A 19,175-nucleotide genomic window follows, 5' to 3' on the forward strand; every position below is an offset into this window, starting at 1 on the left:
TTAATCTAAGCCAAGAGATGTAAAAATGAATTTGCCAGAAACTGTTACGATTGTTGTTGTGCCACGGGAACGGTTTAGCTATACCCGTGAATCTTTGGAAAGTATCTATACTCATACTGAGTATCGTTTTAAGTTGATTTACGTAGATGGAGGTTCACCAGCTCACATTAGAGATTATCTGGCACAGCAAGCGCAGGAAAAACAATTTCAACTGATACGTACTGACTACTACCTTTCGCCCAACCGAGCGAGAAATATTGGTTTACGCCAAGTAGATACCAAGTATGTTGTGTTTATTGATAATGATGTTATAGTTACTCCAGGTTGGTTGAAACCATTGGTAGAATGTGCTCAAGATGCGATCGCTACTGTAGTAAGTCCTCTAATTTGTCAAGGAACACCCGTACATGAAGAAGTGCATTGTGCGGGTGGAGAATCAGGGATAAGGGAAGAAACCAAAGGCGAAGTCAAAAGACGGAGAATCATCGAAAAAATATATAAGCAAGGAAGGCGAGTAGCCGACGTGCGCCCCCAACTACAACGACAAAAAACAGGGTTAGCAGAATTTCACTGTATGTTAGTACGTACAGAGGTATTTCAGCAAATTGGTTTATTAGATGAAGCACTACTAAATACAAAAGAACATGTAGATTTGTGTATGTTAGTAACTCAAGCTGGTGGTACAGTTTACCTGGAACCAGAATCTCTCGTAACATATGTACCAGGACCACCTTTAGAGTGGACAGATTTACATTATTATATGCTGCGCTGGAGTGATGCTTGGGAATTAGCCAGCTTACAACGCCTACGCGATAAGTGGAATCTGAGTGAAGATGAGTACTTTCAAAATAAGTACAAACGGTTAGGATGGCGACGAGATATGACAATTATTAGTACCCTCACCCGTAACCTACCCTTGGGCAAAATCGGTTCTAAAGTAGTCGGAAAAACCTTGCGCCTTTTAGACAAACAACTCAACCGTTACCTTACCACCCAGTATGCGAGTAGCCATCTCTCGTTCTCTCGTTCCTATGCAGAGCCAGGGAACGAGTAATATGAAACACAATAATTCCAATTCCCAACTAACTGAGGTAGTTTACACACCCGAAAGTAAACTGAAACACCCAATTCAATTGTTTCAACAAATGTGGCGAGACTTACTAGCTGCTCGCGAATTAGCTTGGCGATTAATGATGCGAGATATCAGCGCCCAATATCGTCAGTCTTTTTTAGGTATTGCTTGGGCTTTTTTACCATCAATTATCATGGCGGCTGGATTCACTCTCGCTGCGGAAGCAAATGTGATTAATGTTGGAGCAACAGATTTGCCTTATCCAGCTTACGTGATGTTTAGTACTGCGCTGTGGCAAACTTTTGTGGAAGCTATAAATAGCCCAGTGCAAGCTGTGACATCAGCAAAACCAATGTTGGCTAGAGTCAACTTTCCGCGAGAAGCGCTAATTTTGGCTAAGTTGGGCGAAGTATTTTTTAATTTTGGGATTAAGCTCATCCTAATTTTAGCATTGTTCATCTGGTTTCGTGTCCCTGTAACTTGGACAGTGGCGATCGCTCCTGTAGCATTATTGCACTTAGTTTTACTTGGAACACTGTTTGGTGTTATACTAGCACCTCTAGGGGTGCTGTATCAAGATATATCTAAAGGTTTGTCTCTACTAACAGGGTTTTGGTTGTTTCTTACTCCTGTAGTTTACCCGGTTCCTAGTCAAGGAACGTTTGGGATTTTAGTTAAACTTAATCCCGTAACTCCTTTATTAGTAACAACAAGAGAGTTAGCAACTACAGGAGTTATATCAGAACCCAGGCAATTTTGGTTAGTTAGCATTATTACTTTAGTAGGTTTGCTACTTACCTGGATTGTATTCCGCCTTGCTATGCCTTTCGTCGTGGAAAGAGTGAGTTCGTAATGACTAATTTAGTAGCAAAGCAAATAACTATTCCATCTGATGATACTGAAGTTGTTGTTTCAGTACAAAATGTTTCTAAAAAATTTTGTCGAGATTTAAAGCAATCTCTATTCTATGGTGTCTTAGACATAGCTACAGAGTTAATCGGTGGAAATAGAAAAAGTGATACTTTGCGTGCAAAAGAATTTTGGGCGCTTCAAGATGTCAACTTTCAATTGCGTCGAGGGGAAGCGCTAGGATTGGTAGGAGCAAATGGAGCCGGAAAAAGTACACTGTTACGCATTATTAGTGGTTTGATTAATCCAGACACGGGAACTGTTAAAGTTAGAGGTAAAGTCGCTCCTTTAATTGCACTGGGTGCTGGGTTTAATCCTATCCTCACAGGGCGAGAAAATATTTATGCGAATATGGCAATTCTCGGTTTATCAACTAAAGAAATTGCCCAGAAATTTGAAGATGTCATAGATTTTGCCGGAATTGCCGATGCGATTGATGCACCTGTACAGACTTATAGTTCTGGTATGGCGGCAAGGCTGGGTTTTGCTTGTGCAGTACACGTAGAGCCAGATATTTTGCTGATTGATGAAGTGCTGGCTGTGGGAGATATAAATTTTAGAATGAAGTGTTATCAAAGGTTAGCAAAACTGCGAGAAAGTGGTACAGCTTTTATCTTGGTTTCTCATAATCCTCATGTGATTTTAAATGTCTGTGAATCTTCTGTATATCTGGCAAAAGGTAAATTGATTCAAACCGGAAAAACAGAAGCAGTTATTCGTACTTACGAGGAAGATATATATGTAGGAGGAACAGAGTCTCCTCCAGGAGTGATGTATTTACCAGAAAAAGAGCTAAGTAAAAGTTTAGGCATAGATATTATCTCTCTTTCCTTTAAAGATGAACAAGGTAATATAATTACTAGTCCTCTTTGTGGTGCTCCTGCTTATTTATCTGTGGAGTGTGAGTCTTTTAAGAAAGTTGATGATGCTAACTTAGGTGTATTAATTACAGCTTTATCTGGGCAAAACGAGCGGGTTTTGTATATCACTTCTGCCAGTGACAATCAACCACTAAAAATCCTCCCAGGAAAAGTGGAAATCCAGATGCAAATGCCTTACTGTTGCTTATTACCGGGTTTATACAGTGCTAAAATTTACATCAAAGAAGGGTTATGCTCTTTTGATGTAGTTGAATCTTTTCGATTTGCCGTGAAAGCAAACAAGGTGGTAAGTCAATCTTTATTTTATCAACCACGCCAATGGAAGGTGATTACTAAGTAGGAAAATGGATATGGAACCGCTAGTGTCAGTAATAATACCCTGTTTTAATGCAGACAGATGGATTTCCGAGGCAATTGATAGCTGTTTGCAACAAACCTACCCCAATATTGAAATAATTGTTATTGATGATGGTTCGACAGATAATTCTCTAGAAGTGATCAAGAGTTATGGCGATCGCATCACTTGGGAAAGTCTACCACATAGAAGTGGAAACTACGCTCGAAATCGAGCTTTTGCTTTATCAAAAGGAGAGTACATTCAGTATCTTGATGCCGATGACTATATATTACCAGAAAAAATTGCTCTTCAAGTAAGTTTTTTAGTAGAAACAGGAGCAGATGTTGTTTATGGTGATTGGCGGCATCAATGTCATTTACCGGATGGAACAAGTTTCTTAGATCGGGTAATATATTCAGAAGTACAGACTGATATTTTAGAATCTCTTTTAGCAAACTGGTGGACTGCTCTTGCTTCTCTACTATATAAAAGAACTACTATAGTTCGTGTTGGTGGGTGGGATGAAAGTTTACCCGCAGCACAAGATCGAGATTTTTTTATCTCGGTTGTCATGGCTGGTTGTAAAGTTGTATACCAACCTGGTTGTTATTCAGTTTATCGGCGATATGGTAATGTTACCGTTTCTACTTCTGATGTACCCCGTTGGATTGACAGTCACTGTAGAGTGTTAGCTAAAGCTGAAAAGAAATTATTGGAATTGAATAGACTGTCAACGCAATACCGTCACGCTATAGCTAAATGCTATTTTGATTTAGCCAGAGCATATTTTCAAATTAATGAATATCAGCAATATTTACGCTTAGTCGAACTGGCTTTGATTACTTTTCCTGAGTTTAAAGTTAAAGGAAAAAAACTAGCCTATCTTCTGATTCAAGAGATTTGGGGCTTTCGTCAAGCTGAGAGAATTGCCTTCGGTTTTCTGTTGGTGAAGAAGTTTTTTGATTTGAGTGGCGATCGCTTTCACCAAAAGGAGAAATTCAGCGTAACATTGTAATGGTGGGGTGCGTTATGATGCAATACTTATAACTTTGCTCCTTATTCACTTTTAACTGAGAAAATATACTATGAATCGTTCTAAAATAGTAGCAATTATTACAGGTGCAATTTCCATCATCTTAGCACTTGCATACCTCTTGATCGTCCAATTACTCGATTTTCGGGGAGAAATGAAGCCTGCCCCTATGACTGAGCTATCACAACAATCAGAAATGGTTAATTATTATTTCTTATCAATTGAAGGATGATTTATAGTTCTTTTTAATTTGACACATGACTTAGCAGGTACAAAGTATTGCTATATAACGATAAATTATCGACATATACGTAAGATTGTGTAACTTTTTTCTCAAAATCTACGATTCAATTCAGTACTGTTGGTAGCTTGACATATTTTCTAAAATATTTAAGAATTTACTAAAGATTCAATCAAAAAGGAATAAATTAGAAAATTTTAATTAGCACTGCCCCAAATACATTTAATGTAGTGTGACTCGATATTTATGCTGTACAAGCATAAGTTTTCAGCCTATCTATCAAAGCTACTTGAGAGTTAATTGTAGCTACTAATGCTGTATGAGCATTGTAGCTAATTTGTCTAAAATGGTATTTAAGTTTGAGAGAATCAAGTAGCTGAAAATGTATGAGTTTCAAGACTGATTGACAAGAATAGACAAAAATTAGCTAGGGCTATTTCATTCTGACGCAATCCGCCTAGCCTAGAAATTCAGTTCTAGGCTCATAGCTCAAGTCAGAAGACAGCTGACTAATTTGTTGACTTTCAGTCCGTTTTAACGGACTTCAGCTGTTAGCCATGTACTTCAGTACATGGATACATGGATACATGGTGATCGTGTATAGAATGAAATAGCGCTGAAAATTAGCTGATTTTTAATTGTTTTCTTCTCTTTAGTACAAAAGCATATTCACAAAAACCTTAATGCAAATATAAATGTGTAGAGACGCGCTCATTTGAGACGACGTCGTAGGCGATTGGTGAGTCTCGTGCGGATGTTGTCGGGTTTCCCTCGGTAAGTATCTGGCGGTAGCGAGTCTTCTCCCAAGGGGAGACATTGCGCGAACGAGCGTCACCCGTTCGTGCAGCGTCTGTGCGATTGAGAAGGGCATCGCGTCTGTACAAAATTCATCTATATCAACATTAACGTGAAATGGGTCATCAGTGACGCTTTGGAATGCTAAGCTTTTGTGCAGATTTGTCTGCATATTGACTTGATTAGGCTGTTGAGCATTGACTGTTGATAGTCAATATTCAACAACTACTAAGAGTAGTTAAGGCATCCGAAGTGCTGTCGGATTGCTTAGTTGGGTTATTTTTTTGACGCAGATATATCAAATTAGTTCAAAGAGTGAATTCAGGTTTTTTATGACTAACACCATTTCACGAAATTTCTGATCCGAGTGATAGGTTTCTAATTCTTTCTCCCCAACTCCCCAACTACCCTGCTGCCTATTTGTATCAACCTTAAAGTAAAACGGTATAACCAGTGATTAATCATGGAGTACTTATGCAACAATTAATTGCCCCTACTTTATACTGTCCATTCCCATCCCAAATCAACAAATATGCAAATGTTTTAGAAGGCTATGCCTTGGAATGGGCGCTGCACTTCAACCTCATAGCAAATGAATCAAATTATCAGCATTTTTTAAAGTTAAAAGGTTTTTTGCTAGCAGCAAGTGTTTACCCTGACTGTGAGCTTGAAGAATTGAAAATTGCGAATGATTGGATTAACTGGCTGTTTTTTTGGGACGATCAATGCGATATGTCAGATTTAGGAGAACAACCTAACTTGCTGAGGATGTTTCATAAAAGATTTATTGAAATATTGGATGGGGCAGAACTGACAAATCAGGATATACCTCTTAGTTATGCCTTAAGGAACCTGCGACAGCGGATGATTAAAAGAGGTAGTGCAAAATCATTTTATTACTTCATCCTTAGTGTTGAAGATTACTTTAACGGATGTGAGCAGGAAGCAATTAAGCGTGTTGATGGAAGTATACTCGATCTGAAAACTTATGGCATAATACGTATGTTGTGCGGAGCGGTGGATTCTGTCATAGAATTAATTGCATTTTGCAATCAGATAAAGCTTCCCAATTTTATCAGAGAACAAGAGATAGTAAGAAATTTAAAACTAATGACAAATAAAATTATCGTTTTGTGTAACGATATGTTTTCTTTATCAAAAGAAATGGCAAGTGGTCACATTACTAATATAGTATTAGTTCTATGCAATCAACAGCAAATTTCGCTAGAAGAAGCGATGAAGCAGATTGTTCAAATGCACGATCAAGAAGTACAAGCCTTAATTAGTTTAGAAGCATCTATTCCATCTTTTGGAGAAGAGGTAGATGCTGAACTAGCTAAATACATATCAGGAATGCATAATTGGATACGTGGTCATATAGATTGGTGTTCTCACACTGCTCGCTTTCAGACTCTAGATAAACTGGAGTTGGTTAAATAAGGCGATTTAAACAAGAAAATCCTACCTTATGCTTCTAAGTAAAACTTCGCGCTAAAGTTAAGGTGGGAAGTTAGCATAATTTTGAAAGGAAAAATAGTAATGCAACTACCGAATGTTCTCAAAACCCCCTCTGTTCTACAAAAGCTCCAATGGGTTGTTGATCCTGTCCAATATATGGAAAGCGCAGCCCAGCAGTATCCCGACATTTTTAGTGCTGAGGTAATTGGTTTTGGCGGCACTGTGGTATTCGTGAACCATCCCCAAGCAATCCAAGAAATTTTCACCAACGAGAGAAATAAGTTTGCCGCTGTTGGAGAAGTGAACAGAATTTTTCAACCAATTATTGGCGACTATGGAATGCTTTTGCTGGATGGAGATCGCCACAAAAGGCTGCGACAACTCTTGATACCCCCCTTTCATGGAGAGCGTTTACAAGCCTACAGTCAGCTAATTTGTCATCTCACCGAAAAAGTCTTTAGTCAGTTGTCAATAGATAAGCCCTTCGTAGCTCGTACTGCCTTACAGGAGATTTCCCTCTCCGTCATTTTACAGATTGTGTTTGGTGTGTCTGAGGGAGAACGTTACCAACAACTCAAGAATTTACTAGTGTCCCTATTGGATGTTTTTGACTCACCCGTCACTTCTGGCGCACTATTTTTCCCCTTCTTACAACAGAATTTAGGAGCTTGGAGTCCTTGGGGAAGGTTTTTACGCCAACGGTCTTCAGTTGATGAATTACTTTACACTGAAATTGCCGAGCGTCGGAAGCAATCCAACTCAGATCGCATAGATATTCTTTCCTTACTGATATCAGCAAAGGATGAAGAGGGTCAATCGTTGACGGATCAGGAGTTGCACGATCAGCTAATGAGCATGTTGTTGGCTGGATATGAAACCACGGCAACAACAATGGCTTGGGCTTTTTATTGGATTCATCAAAAACCGGAAGTCCTTAAGAAACTCCTTCAAGAACTGGACAAGCTTGATGATTACCGAAATTTCGCGAGTATTGTCCGGCTGCCTTATCTAAGTGCTGTTTGTAATGAAACTATGCGGATTTACCCCGTTGGAATGTTTGCGATGCCAAGGGTAGTGCAACAACCTGTTAAACTGGTAGGGCATCCCTTAGAGCCTGGTACACTACTGCTTTGTTGTATTTATCTCACTCATCATAATCAGGATTCATATCCGCAGCCCAAAGAGTTTAAGCCAGAGCGCTTTTTAGAAAGACAATTTTCCCCCTATGAGTTTATGCCCTTTGGTGGTGGTGTCCGTCGGTGTATTGGTGATGCTTTAGCTGTGTTTCAAATGAAGCTAGTACTGGTAACAATCTTGTCTCGCTATCAACTTGCGTTGGTTGATCGGCAACCAGAAAGACCTCAGCGTCGAGGTTTTACGCTTGCACCCTCCCGTGGAGTCAAGTTGGTAATTAGAGGAAGGCGTGTGTCTCAAGAGTCAAGAGTGACTACGGCAACTACGCCTGCCTAAGTAGTACACACCTTCAAAGCTGTTGCAATGGTATTTCAATAACAAACTCTGTACCTTCTCTAGGGGTGGAACTACAGGTTAACCGCCCCTGATGTTTTTCCACAACAATCTGATAGCTAATTGACAACCCCAATCCCGTGCCACTTCCCACTGGTTTAGTGGTAAAAAATGGGTCAAAGATTTTCTGCTGCACCTCCTCAGTCATGCCGATACCGTTATCAGCAATTCTAATCCTTACTGTATGATTGTCTCCAAGTTCAGTACAAATGCGAATTTGCGGATTTGTCAAGAGTTCTTTGTCCTTTGTTATTAGTCCTTGGTTCTCTACTTTTGACTTTTGACTTTTGACAAATGACTCTTTGATTGCATCAATTGCATTAGTGAGAATATTCATCAGTGCTTGATTCAACTGACTGGCATAACAAGTGACTTGTGGTAGTTGCCCATAGTTTTTAATTACTTGAATTTCCGTTTGACCGCTTTTATCTTGCAGTCGGTGCTGCAAAATCATCAATGTGTTATCTATCCCTTCATGAATGTCAACAGGTTTCATATCTGCTTCGTCAAGGCGGGAGAAGTTGCGTAAACCTAAAACAATATTCCGAATGCGATCGCTGCCTACTATCATTGAATTAAGTAGCTTAGGTAAATCTTCTACCAAAAAATCTAAATCAATCTGCTCAATTGTTTCCTCAACTTTTACATTAGAGGGAAATTCTTGTTGATAGACACCAATTAAATCGAGTAAGTCTTGAACATATTGATTAACATGAACAAGATTGCCGCGAATAAAGTTAATAGGATTGTTAATTTCATGGGCAATTCCTGCCACCATTTGTCCCAAGCTTGACATTTTTTCCGTTTGAATCAATTGAGCTTGGGTACGTTTTAATTCCTGTAAAGTTTGTGCCAAATCCTGATTTTTTTGGTTGAGTTCCTGTGTTCTTTGTGCCACTTTCTGCTCCAGTTCACAGTTATAATTCTCCAACTGCTCATTAGCTACTGCTAAATTACTGTAAAGTATGGCATTTTCTAAGGAGATTGCAGCTTGAGTGATCAGGAGTTTGAGAACTTGCTCTCGATCATGTGTAAAAGCCCCTGTCGTCAAATTATTTTCCAGATAAAGAATGCCAATTACCTTACCCTGATTGCGGATCGGAGTACATAAAACTGATTTAGGTTGATGCGACTTAATGTATTGATCGGTGGCAAAAGAAGTTTCAGTAGTCACATCATTAATCACTAGAATTTGAGATGTGCGTGCGACATAGTTGACAAGAGTAATCGGAAGATCTTGGCTTTCGTGGATAGGAATTGATTGTAAACAGCTAATCTCCAGTACCTGCTTCTGATTATTATAAGTTGCCTGTGCTTCAATGACTAAATTTTCACTCTTGTACAAAATTAAAGCACCATTGTGTGCGCCTGCGTTTTCAATCACTACCTCCATCACCGTTGATAGTAATTTATCTAGCTGAATTTCCCCAGAAAGAGCTAGAGATGCTTTAATGAATGTTGCTAAATCTAGAGCTTCTGAAATACTGCTACAGGAGATGCTATTTGTATCAGTAGAAGATGTCGAGATGGAAGTAGCAGTGTCAGTGATAATTTCGCTACGGACATTGAGACTAATATTTTCCCGTCGCCGTATAGAGGCAAGTAACTGAGGATAGCGTTGTTCTAAGTCGTTAAGTTTAGCTAATGCTCCCCAACGTTCATAAGCATAGTAAGCATTAGTCATGTAGGTTTGAGCAATAATTTCCTTACCCCACTCCAGATAAAATTTTGCTGTAAGTTCATAAGCAAGAGCTTCTTCGTTAATGTATTCATTTTCTTTAGCCAGAGCAATGGCGCGATCGTATTTATCCATTGCTTCAAGATTCTCACCCAGAACCCGATGTCGCTCTGCCTCTACTAAGTAAAATTTATGCAAGAAATTCATAGGGGCATGATGCGCCCAGTGATGCATCTTGTCCTGATTAGCACGCACTTTCTCTAAAACTTGTTTTTGTTCAGCTTCTTCTATCTCAGAATACACTGCCAGCTGTGCCAGTGAATTGTAAAAATGGAAAAGAGGAAAAACTAGCTGTCCTATCCCGCTATCTAAATACTTTTCTGCCAAGATGCCATTTTCCACTGCCTGAGAGAACTTTTCAAATAGGTAAAAAAGATACATTTTGTTCAGATATAAATGTAAAAGTCCAGTTTTATCATTAGTTTCAATATGAAGTGGTAGTATTTTATTTTCATTGCGTTTTTCACAAATTAAAAGAGAAGTATTTTCAAAATATCCTAGCAAATTTAAGACTGTAACCCGATAAATTTCATTCCAGTAAAATGCTCTTTCTTGCTTAATTTCCTTGATGACATTGCTGTAGATTGCCATCTCCCGTTCCAGCGCTGACAATTCTCTACCAATAAAATATGAACAGTAGGAATAACTCAAAAGAGAAAAGGCAGAAAATTGTAAATCCCCTGTTACTATTGCAGTGAAATTACTCTCTAGTAAAGGTTTCAATATTTCCTTAGTATGCTCCTTCCAAGGCCTAATTCCTGTATTTAGTACCATCATGATTTTAGCCTTAACTTCTTTAGCATTTATCTTGCATACTAGATTTAAAGCTAATTTGCCAAATTTATAACCAGATTCAATATCTCCCACTACTACGCACAGGATTAATCCGTAAGTAACATAGGCAAAGGCAGATAAAGAAGTATTGCCATGTTCTAGTGATAGATTGATTTGTTTAAGGGCTATCAGTGTGTATAATTCGGGAATAACTTGATAAGCCAAAGGACTTGCATTAGATAGAATACGCATAACTGCTAGCGGTTGGGCTTTTGTCATCAGAGGCAAGTTAATTAACTCCTCAATACGTCTATCAGCCAAAGTTACAGATGTCTTCTCTAATTCACGCTGAACATCCAATTGATTAGGATGCTCAGGAAACTCTACGCCCAAATGCTTTAGAAATGTTAGTGCAATATTAATAGCTTCGATTACTTTGCCCTGCCCACCATAAGCTTGAATTTTGACTTCATAAACTTTCACTTTCTCCAGTAATGTTTTCGCTTTTGCTAAGACTACCTGCACTAATTGCTCTGTCTGCTCAAAATCACCACTAAGGTATGCTACTTCTGCGGCTGACTCATAGAGTGCTAAGGTTAATTCATAGTTTGTTTCCCAGCTATCACTTGGTAGCAGTTGGATTCCAGTTGTTAAATACTTAACCGCAACTGTATAAGCCGTAGCAGCTTTTGCTTTACCACCGGCAATCAAATTTAACTGCGCCAGTTCGTCTCTTTCTCTTTGATAAGTAATTAACTCGAGTGCTAAATTCAATTGGTTGACTATCTCAAAAATTTTCTCTTCTGTGGAATCAACATCTTTCCTGTCATGTTTTAATAGTAGTTGCCCAATTTTGAGGTGAATAAACTTTTTTTGGTCTTCAGGAATCAAATTATAGGCTGCTTGCTGAACTCTGTCATGGAGAAATTTGTAATAACAGGAGGAGTCAGGAGTCAGGATTTGTAGAGACGTTCCATGGAACGTCTCTACAGGAGTCGGGTTAGGGGAGTCAGAATTTATTTCGTTTTGTGAATTTTGAATTGTGAATTCTGACTCCTTAGAGTGATAAACCTTGCAAGCTTCACGAACTTGTAAAATCAACCCAGATTGTAAAGCGAAACATAGATCATCTGCTGTTTCTACTGGAGATTTACCATGTACGATCGCAACTGTTTCCAATTCAAAAGAGCTACCAATACAAGCGGCAATTTTCATAGCTGCTTGAGTTTGTACAGGCAGCTTTTTTAATTGTGCTGACATAAATTCTACTACGTCCGACGTCAAAGACAACGAACGCACCTGAGAAATATCCCACTGCCACCCCACCCCCCTTTCATCCCCCCTTGATAAGGGGGGACACAGGGGGGTGGGGTTAAAAGTAATCAACCCATCTTCATGCAAAGTTTTCAACAGTTGACTGCTAAAAAAGGGATTACCTTTAGTCAAACCAAACACGAATTGAGTGAGTGGTATGGCAGTATCCTCTGTAGTATTGAGAGTATCAGCAATTAAACAATTCAAATTATTTAAACTTAAAGGTGCTAAGGTAATAGTGTTTACAGTTGCACCAGTTTTACGAATCTCATTTAACGTGAGCATCAATGGATGTAGAGAAGCGCCATGGCGTGTCTCCACCTCGTTATCCCGATATGCACCAATGAGTAAAAGATGCTGAATCTCGGTGTCACTCATTAATGATTGAATAAACTTTAGAGAAGCAGAGTCGCAAGATTGTAAGTCATCCAAAAATATCACTATAGGATGATTTTCACTAGGGAATACTCTGATAAACTTATGAAACATTAAGTTAAATCGATTTTGCGCCGCATTTGGTTCAAGTTCTATCAAGGGAGGCTGTTTTCCAATCAGTAATTCCAATTCTGGAATCAAGTCGGTAATTACTTGACCATTTTCTCCCATAGCTGCTTGAATTTTCGCTCTCCACTCTTCGACTTGTTCTGTACTTTCCGTGAGCAGTTGCCCAATCAAATCTTGAAAAGCTTGCACGAATCCCAAAAATGGTATCTCACTCTGAAATTGGTCAAATTTACCTTTGATAAAGTAACCCCGCGCCCTGACTATTGGTTTATGGATTTCATTGACAAGGGCTGTTTTTCCCACACCAGAAAAACCAGCTATCAGTACTAATTCGCTCCCTCCCTGCTTCCCTACTCCCCTCGCTGCTACACGCTCAAATGCTTCAAGTAGGGTTTTGACTTGCTCTTCTCTGCCGTAGAGTTTTTCGGGAATGATAAAGCGATCGCTCATATCCCGTTGACCTAAATCAAAGGATACTATATTTCCTGTCTCTTGCCACTGAGAAAAGCAAATCTCTAAGTCATGCTTCAATCCCAAAGCACTTTGATAACGATCTTCGGCATTCTTTGCCATCAACTTACTCACAATATCAGATAAAACTGGGGGAATAACAGGATTGATAGTGTGAACTTGTGGCGGCTGCTTAGCAAGATGACAATACACCAACTCAATCGGATCATCAGAATTGAAAGGTAATTGTCCCGTGAGAAGTTGGTAAAATGTCACTCCCAAGGAATAAAAATCGGTGCGGTAGTCAATTAAGCGGTTCATCCTTCCAGTTTGTTCCGGAGACAAGTAAGCTAGCGTGCCTTCCAGAACATTGATACTCCGAAGTGCTTGTGATTCTTGCTTAAGTAAAGAGGCGATGCTAAAGTCGATGAGTTTAACCTCACCCGTGGTAGAGTTAAATAGAATGTTGGCTGGTTTAATGTCTTTATGAATCACTTGATGGCGATATAGTCCATCAAGTGAGGAAGCGATTTGGATTGCAATTAGGAAAAACTCACGCAATCCATCAGTATCCCCCTTTTTCCATCTCGCCATGAATTGCTGCAGGGAAATACCGCCAAAATCTTCCATCACCAGAGCATAACCATTGCGGTAGTTTTCCAAACTATAGGTTTTGATGATTCCGGGATGAGCGAGGTTTTTAGCAATAGTATACTGGTTACGGAACAGCACAAGTTCTTTGACACTGGGGTACTCACTTTGCAGGAGTTTAATGACAACGGGTTGTTGGTCTAGTATTCGCCGTCCACGATAAACTATAGTTCTACTACCTGCATAGATTTGCTCAAAAATTTCATAACCAGTCAGTTTTACCATAGTAGCCGACGATACTAGCATAGTTGTTTTCCTCACTTTCGATTATTTTTCCCATTTTGAAGCTGAGGTTAACAACCTGGCGTGTCGGGTTGGGGGTACGATAGATCAGAAGCCCGGTTTCTTAAAGAAACCGGGCTTCTATTCTATGGGAACAATTTATTATTACTATGTTAAGAATTATAAGAATTTCTTAGAATAGTGATTGTTTAATGATCTAATTAAGTAATTCCATTTTGTGACATATAAAGCTAAGCTATAAAATAATAATATTAAGCAAAAATTAATTTGTGTAAACATCATACCTGCGTGAGCGCAAGGCGACGGTTGTCAAAAATACAACCGCATGTATTTATGCTGCAAATATAGAGGTGATTTAATGGCTCAGTTTCTACTAGAGACAGTTTGGTTAGTTCCATGCTATGCCTTAATCGGAGGGCTGTTAGCAGTACCTTGGTCCCCTGGAATTATACGACGTACAGGACCAAGACCAGCGGGTTATGTCAACTTAATCATGACATTTTTGGCATTTATTCATGCTGCAATAGCATTACCTGCTACCTGGAATCAACCCCCTTATGAAATATCTATCCCTTGGCTGAGTACTGCTGGTTTAAATCTGTTCATTGATTTAGAAATATCCTCAGCAAGTGTAGGCGCGATGGTTGTCATTGCCGGTTTGAATTTGCTGGCACAAATTTATGCCATCGGTTACATGGAGATGGATTGGGGTTGGGCGCGATTCTATTCTTTGTTGGGATTGTTTGAAGCTGGATTGTGTGCGCTTACCTTGTGCAACTCTTTGTTCTTCAGCTATGTCATTCTAGAAATGCTGACTCTGGGAACCTACTTGTTAGTTGGGCTGTGGTTTAGTCAGTCTTTAGTGGTGACTAGTGCTAGAGATGCTTTCTTAACTAAGCGGGTAGGAGACTTGTTTCTACTCATGGGGGTGCTAGCAATCTTTCCTTTGGCAGGAACTTGGAACTACAGTGCCTTGGCTGAATGGGCAGCTACTGCTCAAGTCGATCCTACACTAATGGGGTTAGTGTGCTTAGCATTAATTGCCGGTCCAATGGGTAAGTGCGCTCAGTTTCCTCTACATCTTTGGTTAGATGAGGCGATGGAGGGACCAATACCGAGTACAATTTTACGTAACTCCGTAGTAGTTGCTAGTGGTGCTTGGGTATTAATTAAATTACAACCAGTTCTCAGCTTGTCGCCGCTAGTGTCTTCTGCAATGGTAGCTATTGGTACACTAACAGCAGTGGGTGGTTCTTTGATCGCGATCGCACAAATCGACATCAAACGTTGCTTATCATATTCAGTTAGTACATACATGGGTTTAGTGTTCATTGCTGTAGGAACACAACAAGATGACGCCGCCTTGTTACTCGTACTCACCCACGCTTTAGCAGCAGCACTATTAGTCATGAGTACAGGTGCAATTGTTTGGAACAGCATTACCCAAGATGTCACACAGCTAGGCGGATTGTGGACACGTCGTCCCGTATCCGGACTAGCTTATATAATTGGTACTCTCGGTTTAATCGGCTTCCCTCCCTTAGGAGGCTTTTGGGCATTACTAAAATTAGCTTCTGGGTTATGGGAAACCCAACCGTGGTTAGTCGGAATACTGATAACGGTTAACGTTTTAACAGCCTTCAGTTTAACCAGAGAATTCTGTCTCATTTTCGGCGGTAAACCCAAACAAATGAGTGAGAGATCGCCAGAAGTTAGCTGGCAAATGTCATTGCCCATGATTATATTACTTGGCTTTACACTGCATCTGCCCTTAGTGTTACAAAGCTTTTCACTTCTACCCAACTGGGCAAACCTCAACAAAGATGTAGCACTACTACTAATTTGGTCAACTGTGTTTGGTTGTAGCATCAGTAGCGTCATTTATCTTGGCGATTTCATTCCCAAACCGATTCGCCTTCCCTTCAAACCTTTACAAAACTTGCTGGCATACGACTTCTACACCCCGAAACTCTACCGCATGAGCATAGTTTTGAGCGTTGACTTAATGTCCAAATTCACTGACATGATCGATCGCTTAGTAGTTGATGGCATTGTTAACATGGTAGGCTTAGCTTCTGTCGGTGGTGGAGAAGGTTTAAAGTACAGCACCAACGGACAAACTCAGTTCTATGCCTTCACCATTCTACTTGGAGTAGGACTTTTAGGAATGGTAGTGACTTGGCAATACTGGGGTGAACAGTTTTTAAATTTGATGTTCTAGCTAATGGCTAATAGCTAATGGCTAATAGTAACAATTAACAATTAGCCATTAGCAATTAACAACCAACAATTAACAATCAACCATGCTAAGTGTTCTAATTTGGTTTCCAATTTTAGCTGCTGCTCTCGTAGCAATATTACCTAGAAAAATCCCAGCTAATCGTGTTCGTTTAGGAGCATTAACCCTTTCTGGATTAGTTTTTCTCTGGAATATTTTCCTCCTGTTGAAATTTGATATAACTCAACCAGGGATGCAGTTACAAGAATATTTACCCTGGAATGAAACCCTTGGTTTGAGCTATAAATTAGGAGTAGATGGTCTTTCCATCTTGATGCTACTATTAAACACTCTCCTCTCCTGGATTGCTATTTACAGCAGTAGTCAACAAACTGAACGTCCGCGACTTTTTTACTCCCTCATTTTATTAGTTAACGGTGGAACTGCTGGAGCATTTTTAGCAGAGAATTTACTGCTATTCTTCTTGTTCTACGAACTAGAACTAATCCCCTTTTATCTACTAATTTCCATATGGGGTGGAGAAAAGCGAGCTTATGCCGGAATCAAATTCCTACTTTACACCGCTGTTTCAGGAATATTAATTCTGGCAACATTCTTGGGTACAGTATGGTTGACTGGCTCCAGCAGTTTCAATTACGATACAATTTCTACTCAAACACTTTCAGCAACACTACAAATCATCCTACTTGTAGGGATAATAGTAGGTTTTGGCATCAAAATTCCTCTTGTTCCTTTCCATACTTGGCTACCAGATGCTTACGTTGAAGCTTCAGCACCGATTGCCATTCTTTTAGGTGGAGTGCTGGCAAAGTTGGGAACTTATGGTTTGTTAAGATTCGGAATGGGCTTGTTTCCCCAAGTTTGGAGTATTCTCGCCCCAACTTTGGCAATTTGGGGCGCAGCCAGTGCCATATATGGAACTGTGACGGCGATCGCGCAAAAAGATATCAAGCGCATGGTAGCATATAGCTCCGTCGGTCATATGGGCTACATATTAGTAGCTAGTGCTGCCAGCACAGCCTTATCACTAGTTGGTGCCGTTGCCCAAATGGTTAGCCACGGTATCATCCTCGCCATCCTCTTCCATTTGGTGGGAGTTGTTGAAACCAAAGTGGGAACTCGCGAGTTGGATAAACTTAATGGTTTAATGAGTCCTGTACGTGGTTTACCTCTAATTAGCGCCCTACTAGTTTTAGGTGGTATGGCGAGTGCAGGAATACCAGGTATGACAGGATTCATCGCTGAATTTATCATTTTTCAAGGTAGTTTTTCTGTCTTTCCCCTACCCACACTGTTATGTGTAGTGGCTACTGGTTTAACCGCCGTTTACTTCGTTATCCTCCTCAACCGTACTTGTTTCGGCAGACTAGACAACGACTTAGCCTACTATCCCAGAGTACTTTGGTCTGAGAAAATACCAGCAATAATTTTGGCAGTCTTAATCATCTTTTTGGGAGTACAACCCACTTGGTTAGTACGTTGGAGTGAATCGACAACTACCACAATGGTGGCGGCGATTCCGCCTGTGGAAAAAGTAGAGACGCGATATATCGCGTCTCTACACCAATAATCGCGTCTGTACAGTAGTTATTAATTCTTTACAGTCATGGTACAAACTCCAGAAAAACCAGTAACGAAATTGCCTCCTTCAACTCATGAATTTGCCGAAGTAATTCATCGCTTGGAAGCAGGTGGCGCAATGTTACCTGATACGCCAGAGAATTTGATGCAAATTATCGGCATTTACAAAGCTTATGCTGTGCCGATGGATTTTTACTGGCGTGATTTACTTTATATTGCTGAGCGTGTATTTTTAAACCCGTTTGCTTTCTTTAAATACTTCATTCCTAAAGAGTATTTAGAGCGGCATAATCATTATGCTGGCGATGATGCCGATTTACGAATTTGGCGAGGAGAAGCTACGGCACATCCAGAATTGTTAGCATTTATAGAGAAGGGTGAAACCTTCAAAATGCCCAAGTTGTTGCATCACTTATTTCACGATCGCATTAACATGGAGTTTGCTGAAGCTTGTATGCGGGCAATGCTTTGGCATCGTCACATGTATGCGCCCGTAAATCAATTTGACTCTTACCTAGATAGTGAAGAGTACAAAGCCAACGCCGATAGAGCAATTAAAGCTTACTTTCAAGGAAACCCCTTGATGCTAGGAATTTACAAGCTCTTCCCAGACATGTTTCTCGAACAATGTCGCCAGATGTCTTACTATTCTAATCTGGGGCTTTTCTGGGAAGTGATGGCACCAGTTTTCTTTGAAATGTCAGACTTGTATGACGAAGGAAAAATCACCTCTGTTCCTGAAGCGATGAATTTCTTGGTGAATGGAATTTTTGCGATCGCTGGACGTCCGATTTATCATCATGTGTATATTCGCGGCGAGTGTTACGAAATTATATCCAAATCCAAAGGCTTTACATGGCTTTACGAGGCAGCATTACCTTACGTAGAAGCTGTTTTCTACCGTACCGCCCCCTTCCGGGGAACAAAATCTTACAATGCTCAAGCAAAGCAAGTCCCAGATGATCAAAAAGACTTCCACTATGGTATACTCTATGCCGACGTTTTCCCAGTCGGTACTGCTGGTATTCCACCAACACTCTTAATGCAAGATATGTTGCATTTCTTACCACCATATCTTGTTGATTATTACCAGCAACACTGCCGTGGTAAAGAAGATATGTTAATTCAGCTAGGAATTAGTTTCCAACGTTCAATGTATTGTGTTACTTCTGCAGTAATTCAAGCATTACGAACTGCACTTTTATATCCTTTAGATGACACAAATCCCAAACATTTACAAGCTAATCGTGCTTTCTTTGAAGCACAATTAAATCGTTTCTGTCGCCCTGAATACGGTATGCGTGATGCTGCTCGTCTACGCGATATTCAAACACAAGATTATCGTTAGATACCCCCAACCCTCCTTGGATAAGCTACCGTGTACACACAAGTTAGATTTACCCCCCTTAATCCCCCCGATTTTCGGGG

At 40.0% G+C, this 19,175-nt stretch carries 12 protein-coding genes; 10 read left to right on the top strand and 2 right to left on the bottom strand.

The window, feature by feature from the left end:
* The first annotated feature begins 25 nt into the window (after positions 1 to 25).
* From ICL16_RS17395 to ICL16_RS17415, 5 genes are all read left to right on the top strand, one after another.
* A complete protein-coding gene (locus ICL16_RS17395) occupies positions 26 to 1,054 on the top strand; it encodes a glycosyltransferase family 2 protein (protein WP_190830003.1) in 1,029 nt (342 codons plus the stop codon).
* Position 1,055: 1 nt separating this feature from the next.
* Positions 1,056 to 1,925, top strand: coding sequence for an ABC transporter permease (locus tag ICL16_RS17400; protein ID WP_190830005.1), 870 nt, complete (start codon positions 1,056 to 1,058; stop codon positions 1,923 to 1,925).
* Positions 1,925 to 3,202 carry an ABC transporter ATP-binding protein gene (locus ICL16_RS17405; RefSeq protein WP_190830007.1) on the top strand — a complete coding sequence of 426 codons (1,278 nt, stop codon included), beginning with the start codon at positions 1,925 to 1,927 and terminating at the stop codon, positions 3,200 to 3,202. Before ICL16_RS17400 ends, ICL16_RS17405 begins: the two co-directional genes overlap by 1 nt.
* Before the next feature lie 10 nt (positions 3,203 to 3,212).
* Complete coding sequence (locus tag ICL16_RS17410) at positions 3,213 to 4,214, top strand: glycosyltransferase (RefSeq protein ID WP_190830009.1); 1,002 nt, start codon at positions 3,213 to 3,215, stop codon at positions 4,212 to 4,214.
* 70 nt (positions 4,215 to 4,284) lie between these two features.
* Positions 4,285 to 4,464: a hypothetical protein gene (locus tag ICL16_RS17415; RefSeq protein ID WP_190830012.1), complete on the top strand. Its 180-nt coding sequence runs from the start codon at positions 4,285 to 4,287 to the stop codon at positions 4,462 to 4,464.
* 689 nt (positions 4,465 to 5,153) lie between these two features.
* Here the strand turns inward: ICL16_RS17415 and ICL16_RS17420 are convergent.
* Positions 5,154 to 5,357 carry a hypothetical protein gene (locus ICL16_RS17420; protein ID WP_190830015.1) on the bottom strand — a complete coding sequence of 68 codons (204 nt, stop codon included), beginning with the start codon at positions 5,355 to 5,357 and terminating at the stop codon, positions 5,154 to 5,156.
* 385 nt (positions 5,358 to 5,742) lie between these two features.
* Here ICL16_RS17420 and ICL16_RS17425 point away from each other — a divergent pair, with 385 nt between their 5' ends.
* Together ICL16_RS17425 and ICL16_RS17430 are read left to right on the top strand one after the other, a co-directional pair.
* Positions 5,743 to 6,708 carry a terpene synthase family protein gene (locus ICL16_RS17425; RefSeq protein WP_190830017.1) on the top strand — a complete coding sequence of 322 codons (966 nt, stop codon included), beginning with the start codon at positions 5,743 to 5,745 and terminating at the stop codon, positions 6,706 to 6,708.
* Between the two features lie 99 nt (positions 6,709 to 6,807).
* Positions 6,808 to 8,196: a cytochrome P450 gene (locus ICL16_RS17430; RefSeq protein ID WP_190830018.1), complete on the top strand. Its 1,389-nt coding sequence runs from the start codon at positions 6,808 to 6,810 to the stop codon at positions 8,194 to 8,196.
* Positions 8,197 to 8,209: 13 nt separating this feature from the next.
* On the opposite strand, the gene ICL16_RS17435 is transcribed toward ICL16_RS17430, so the two are convergent.
* Complete coding sequence (locus tag ICL16_RS17435) at positions 8,210 to 13,930, bottom strand: trifunctional serine/threonine-protein kinase/ATP-binding protein/sensor histidine kinase (RefSeq protein ID WP_190830019.1); 5,721 nt, start codon at positions 13,928 to 13,930, stop codon at positions 8,210 to 8,212.
* 355 nt (positions 13,931 to 14,285) lie between these two features.
* Here ICL16_RS17435 and ICL16_RS17440 point away from each other — a divergent pair, with 355 nt between their 5' ends.
* The 3 genes from ICL16_RS17440 to ICL16_RS17450 all read left to right on the top strand — a co-directional run bounded on the left by ICL16_RS17440 (position 14,286) and on the right by ICL16_RS17450 (position 19,095).
* Positions 14,286 to 16,148, top strand: a complete 1,863-nt coding sequence (locus tag ICL16_RS17440) for an NAD(P)H-quinone oxidoreductase subunit F (protein WP_190830020.1) — start codon at positions 14,286 to 14,288, stop codon at positions 16,146 to 16,148.
* A gap of 82 nt (positions 16,149 to 16,230) precedes the next feature.
* On the top strand, positions 16,231 to 17,736 hold the full coding sequence (locus ICL16_RS17445; RefSeq protein WP_190830022.1) for an NADH-quinone oxidoreductase subunit M: 1,506 nt from the start codon (positions 16,231 to 16,233) through the stop codon (positions 17,734 to 17,736).
* A 36-nt stretch (positions 17,737 to 17,772) separates the two neighbouring features.
* Positions 17,773 to 19,095 (top strand): CO2 hydration protein, encoded by a 1,323-nt coding sequence (locus tag ICL16_RS17450; RefSeq protein WP_190830024.1) that lies wholly within the window; start codon positions 17,773 to 17,775, stop codon positions 19,093 to 19,095.
* Positions 19,096 to 19,175 lie beyond the last annotated feature (80 nt).

Source organism: Iningainema tapete BLCC-T55 (genome assembly GCF_014698965.1).
In the GTDB taxonomy this organism is placed as follows: domain Bacteria; phylum Cyanobacteriota; class Cyanobacteriia; order Cyanobacteriales; family Nostocaceae; genus Iningainema; species Iningainema tapete.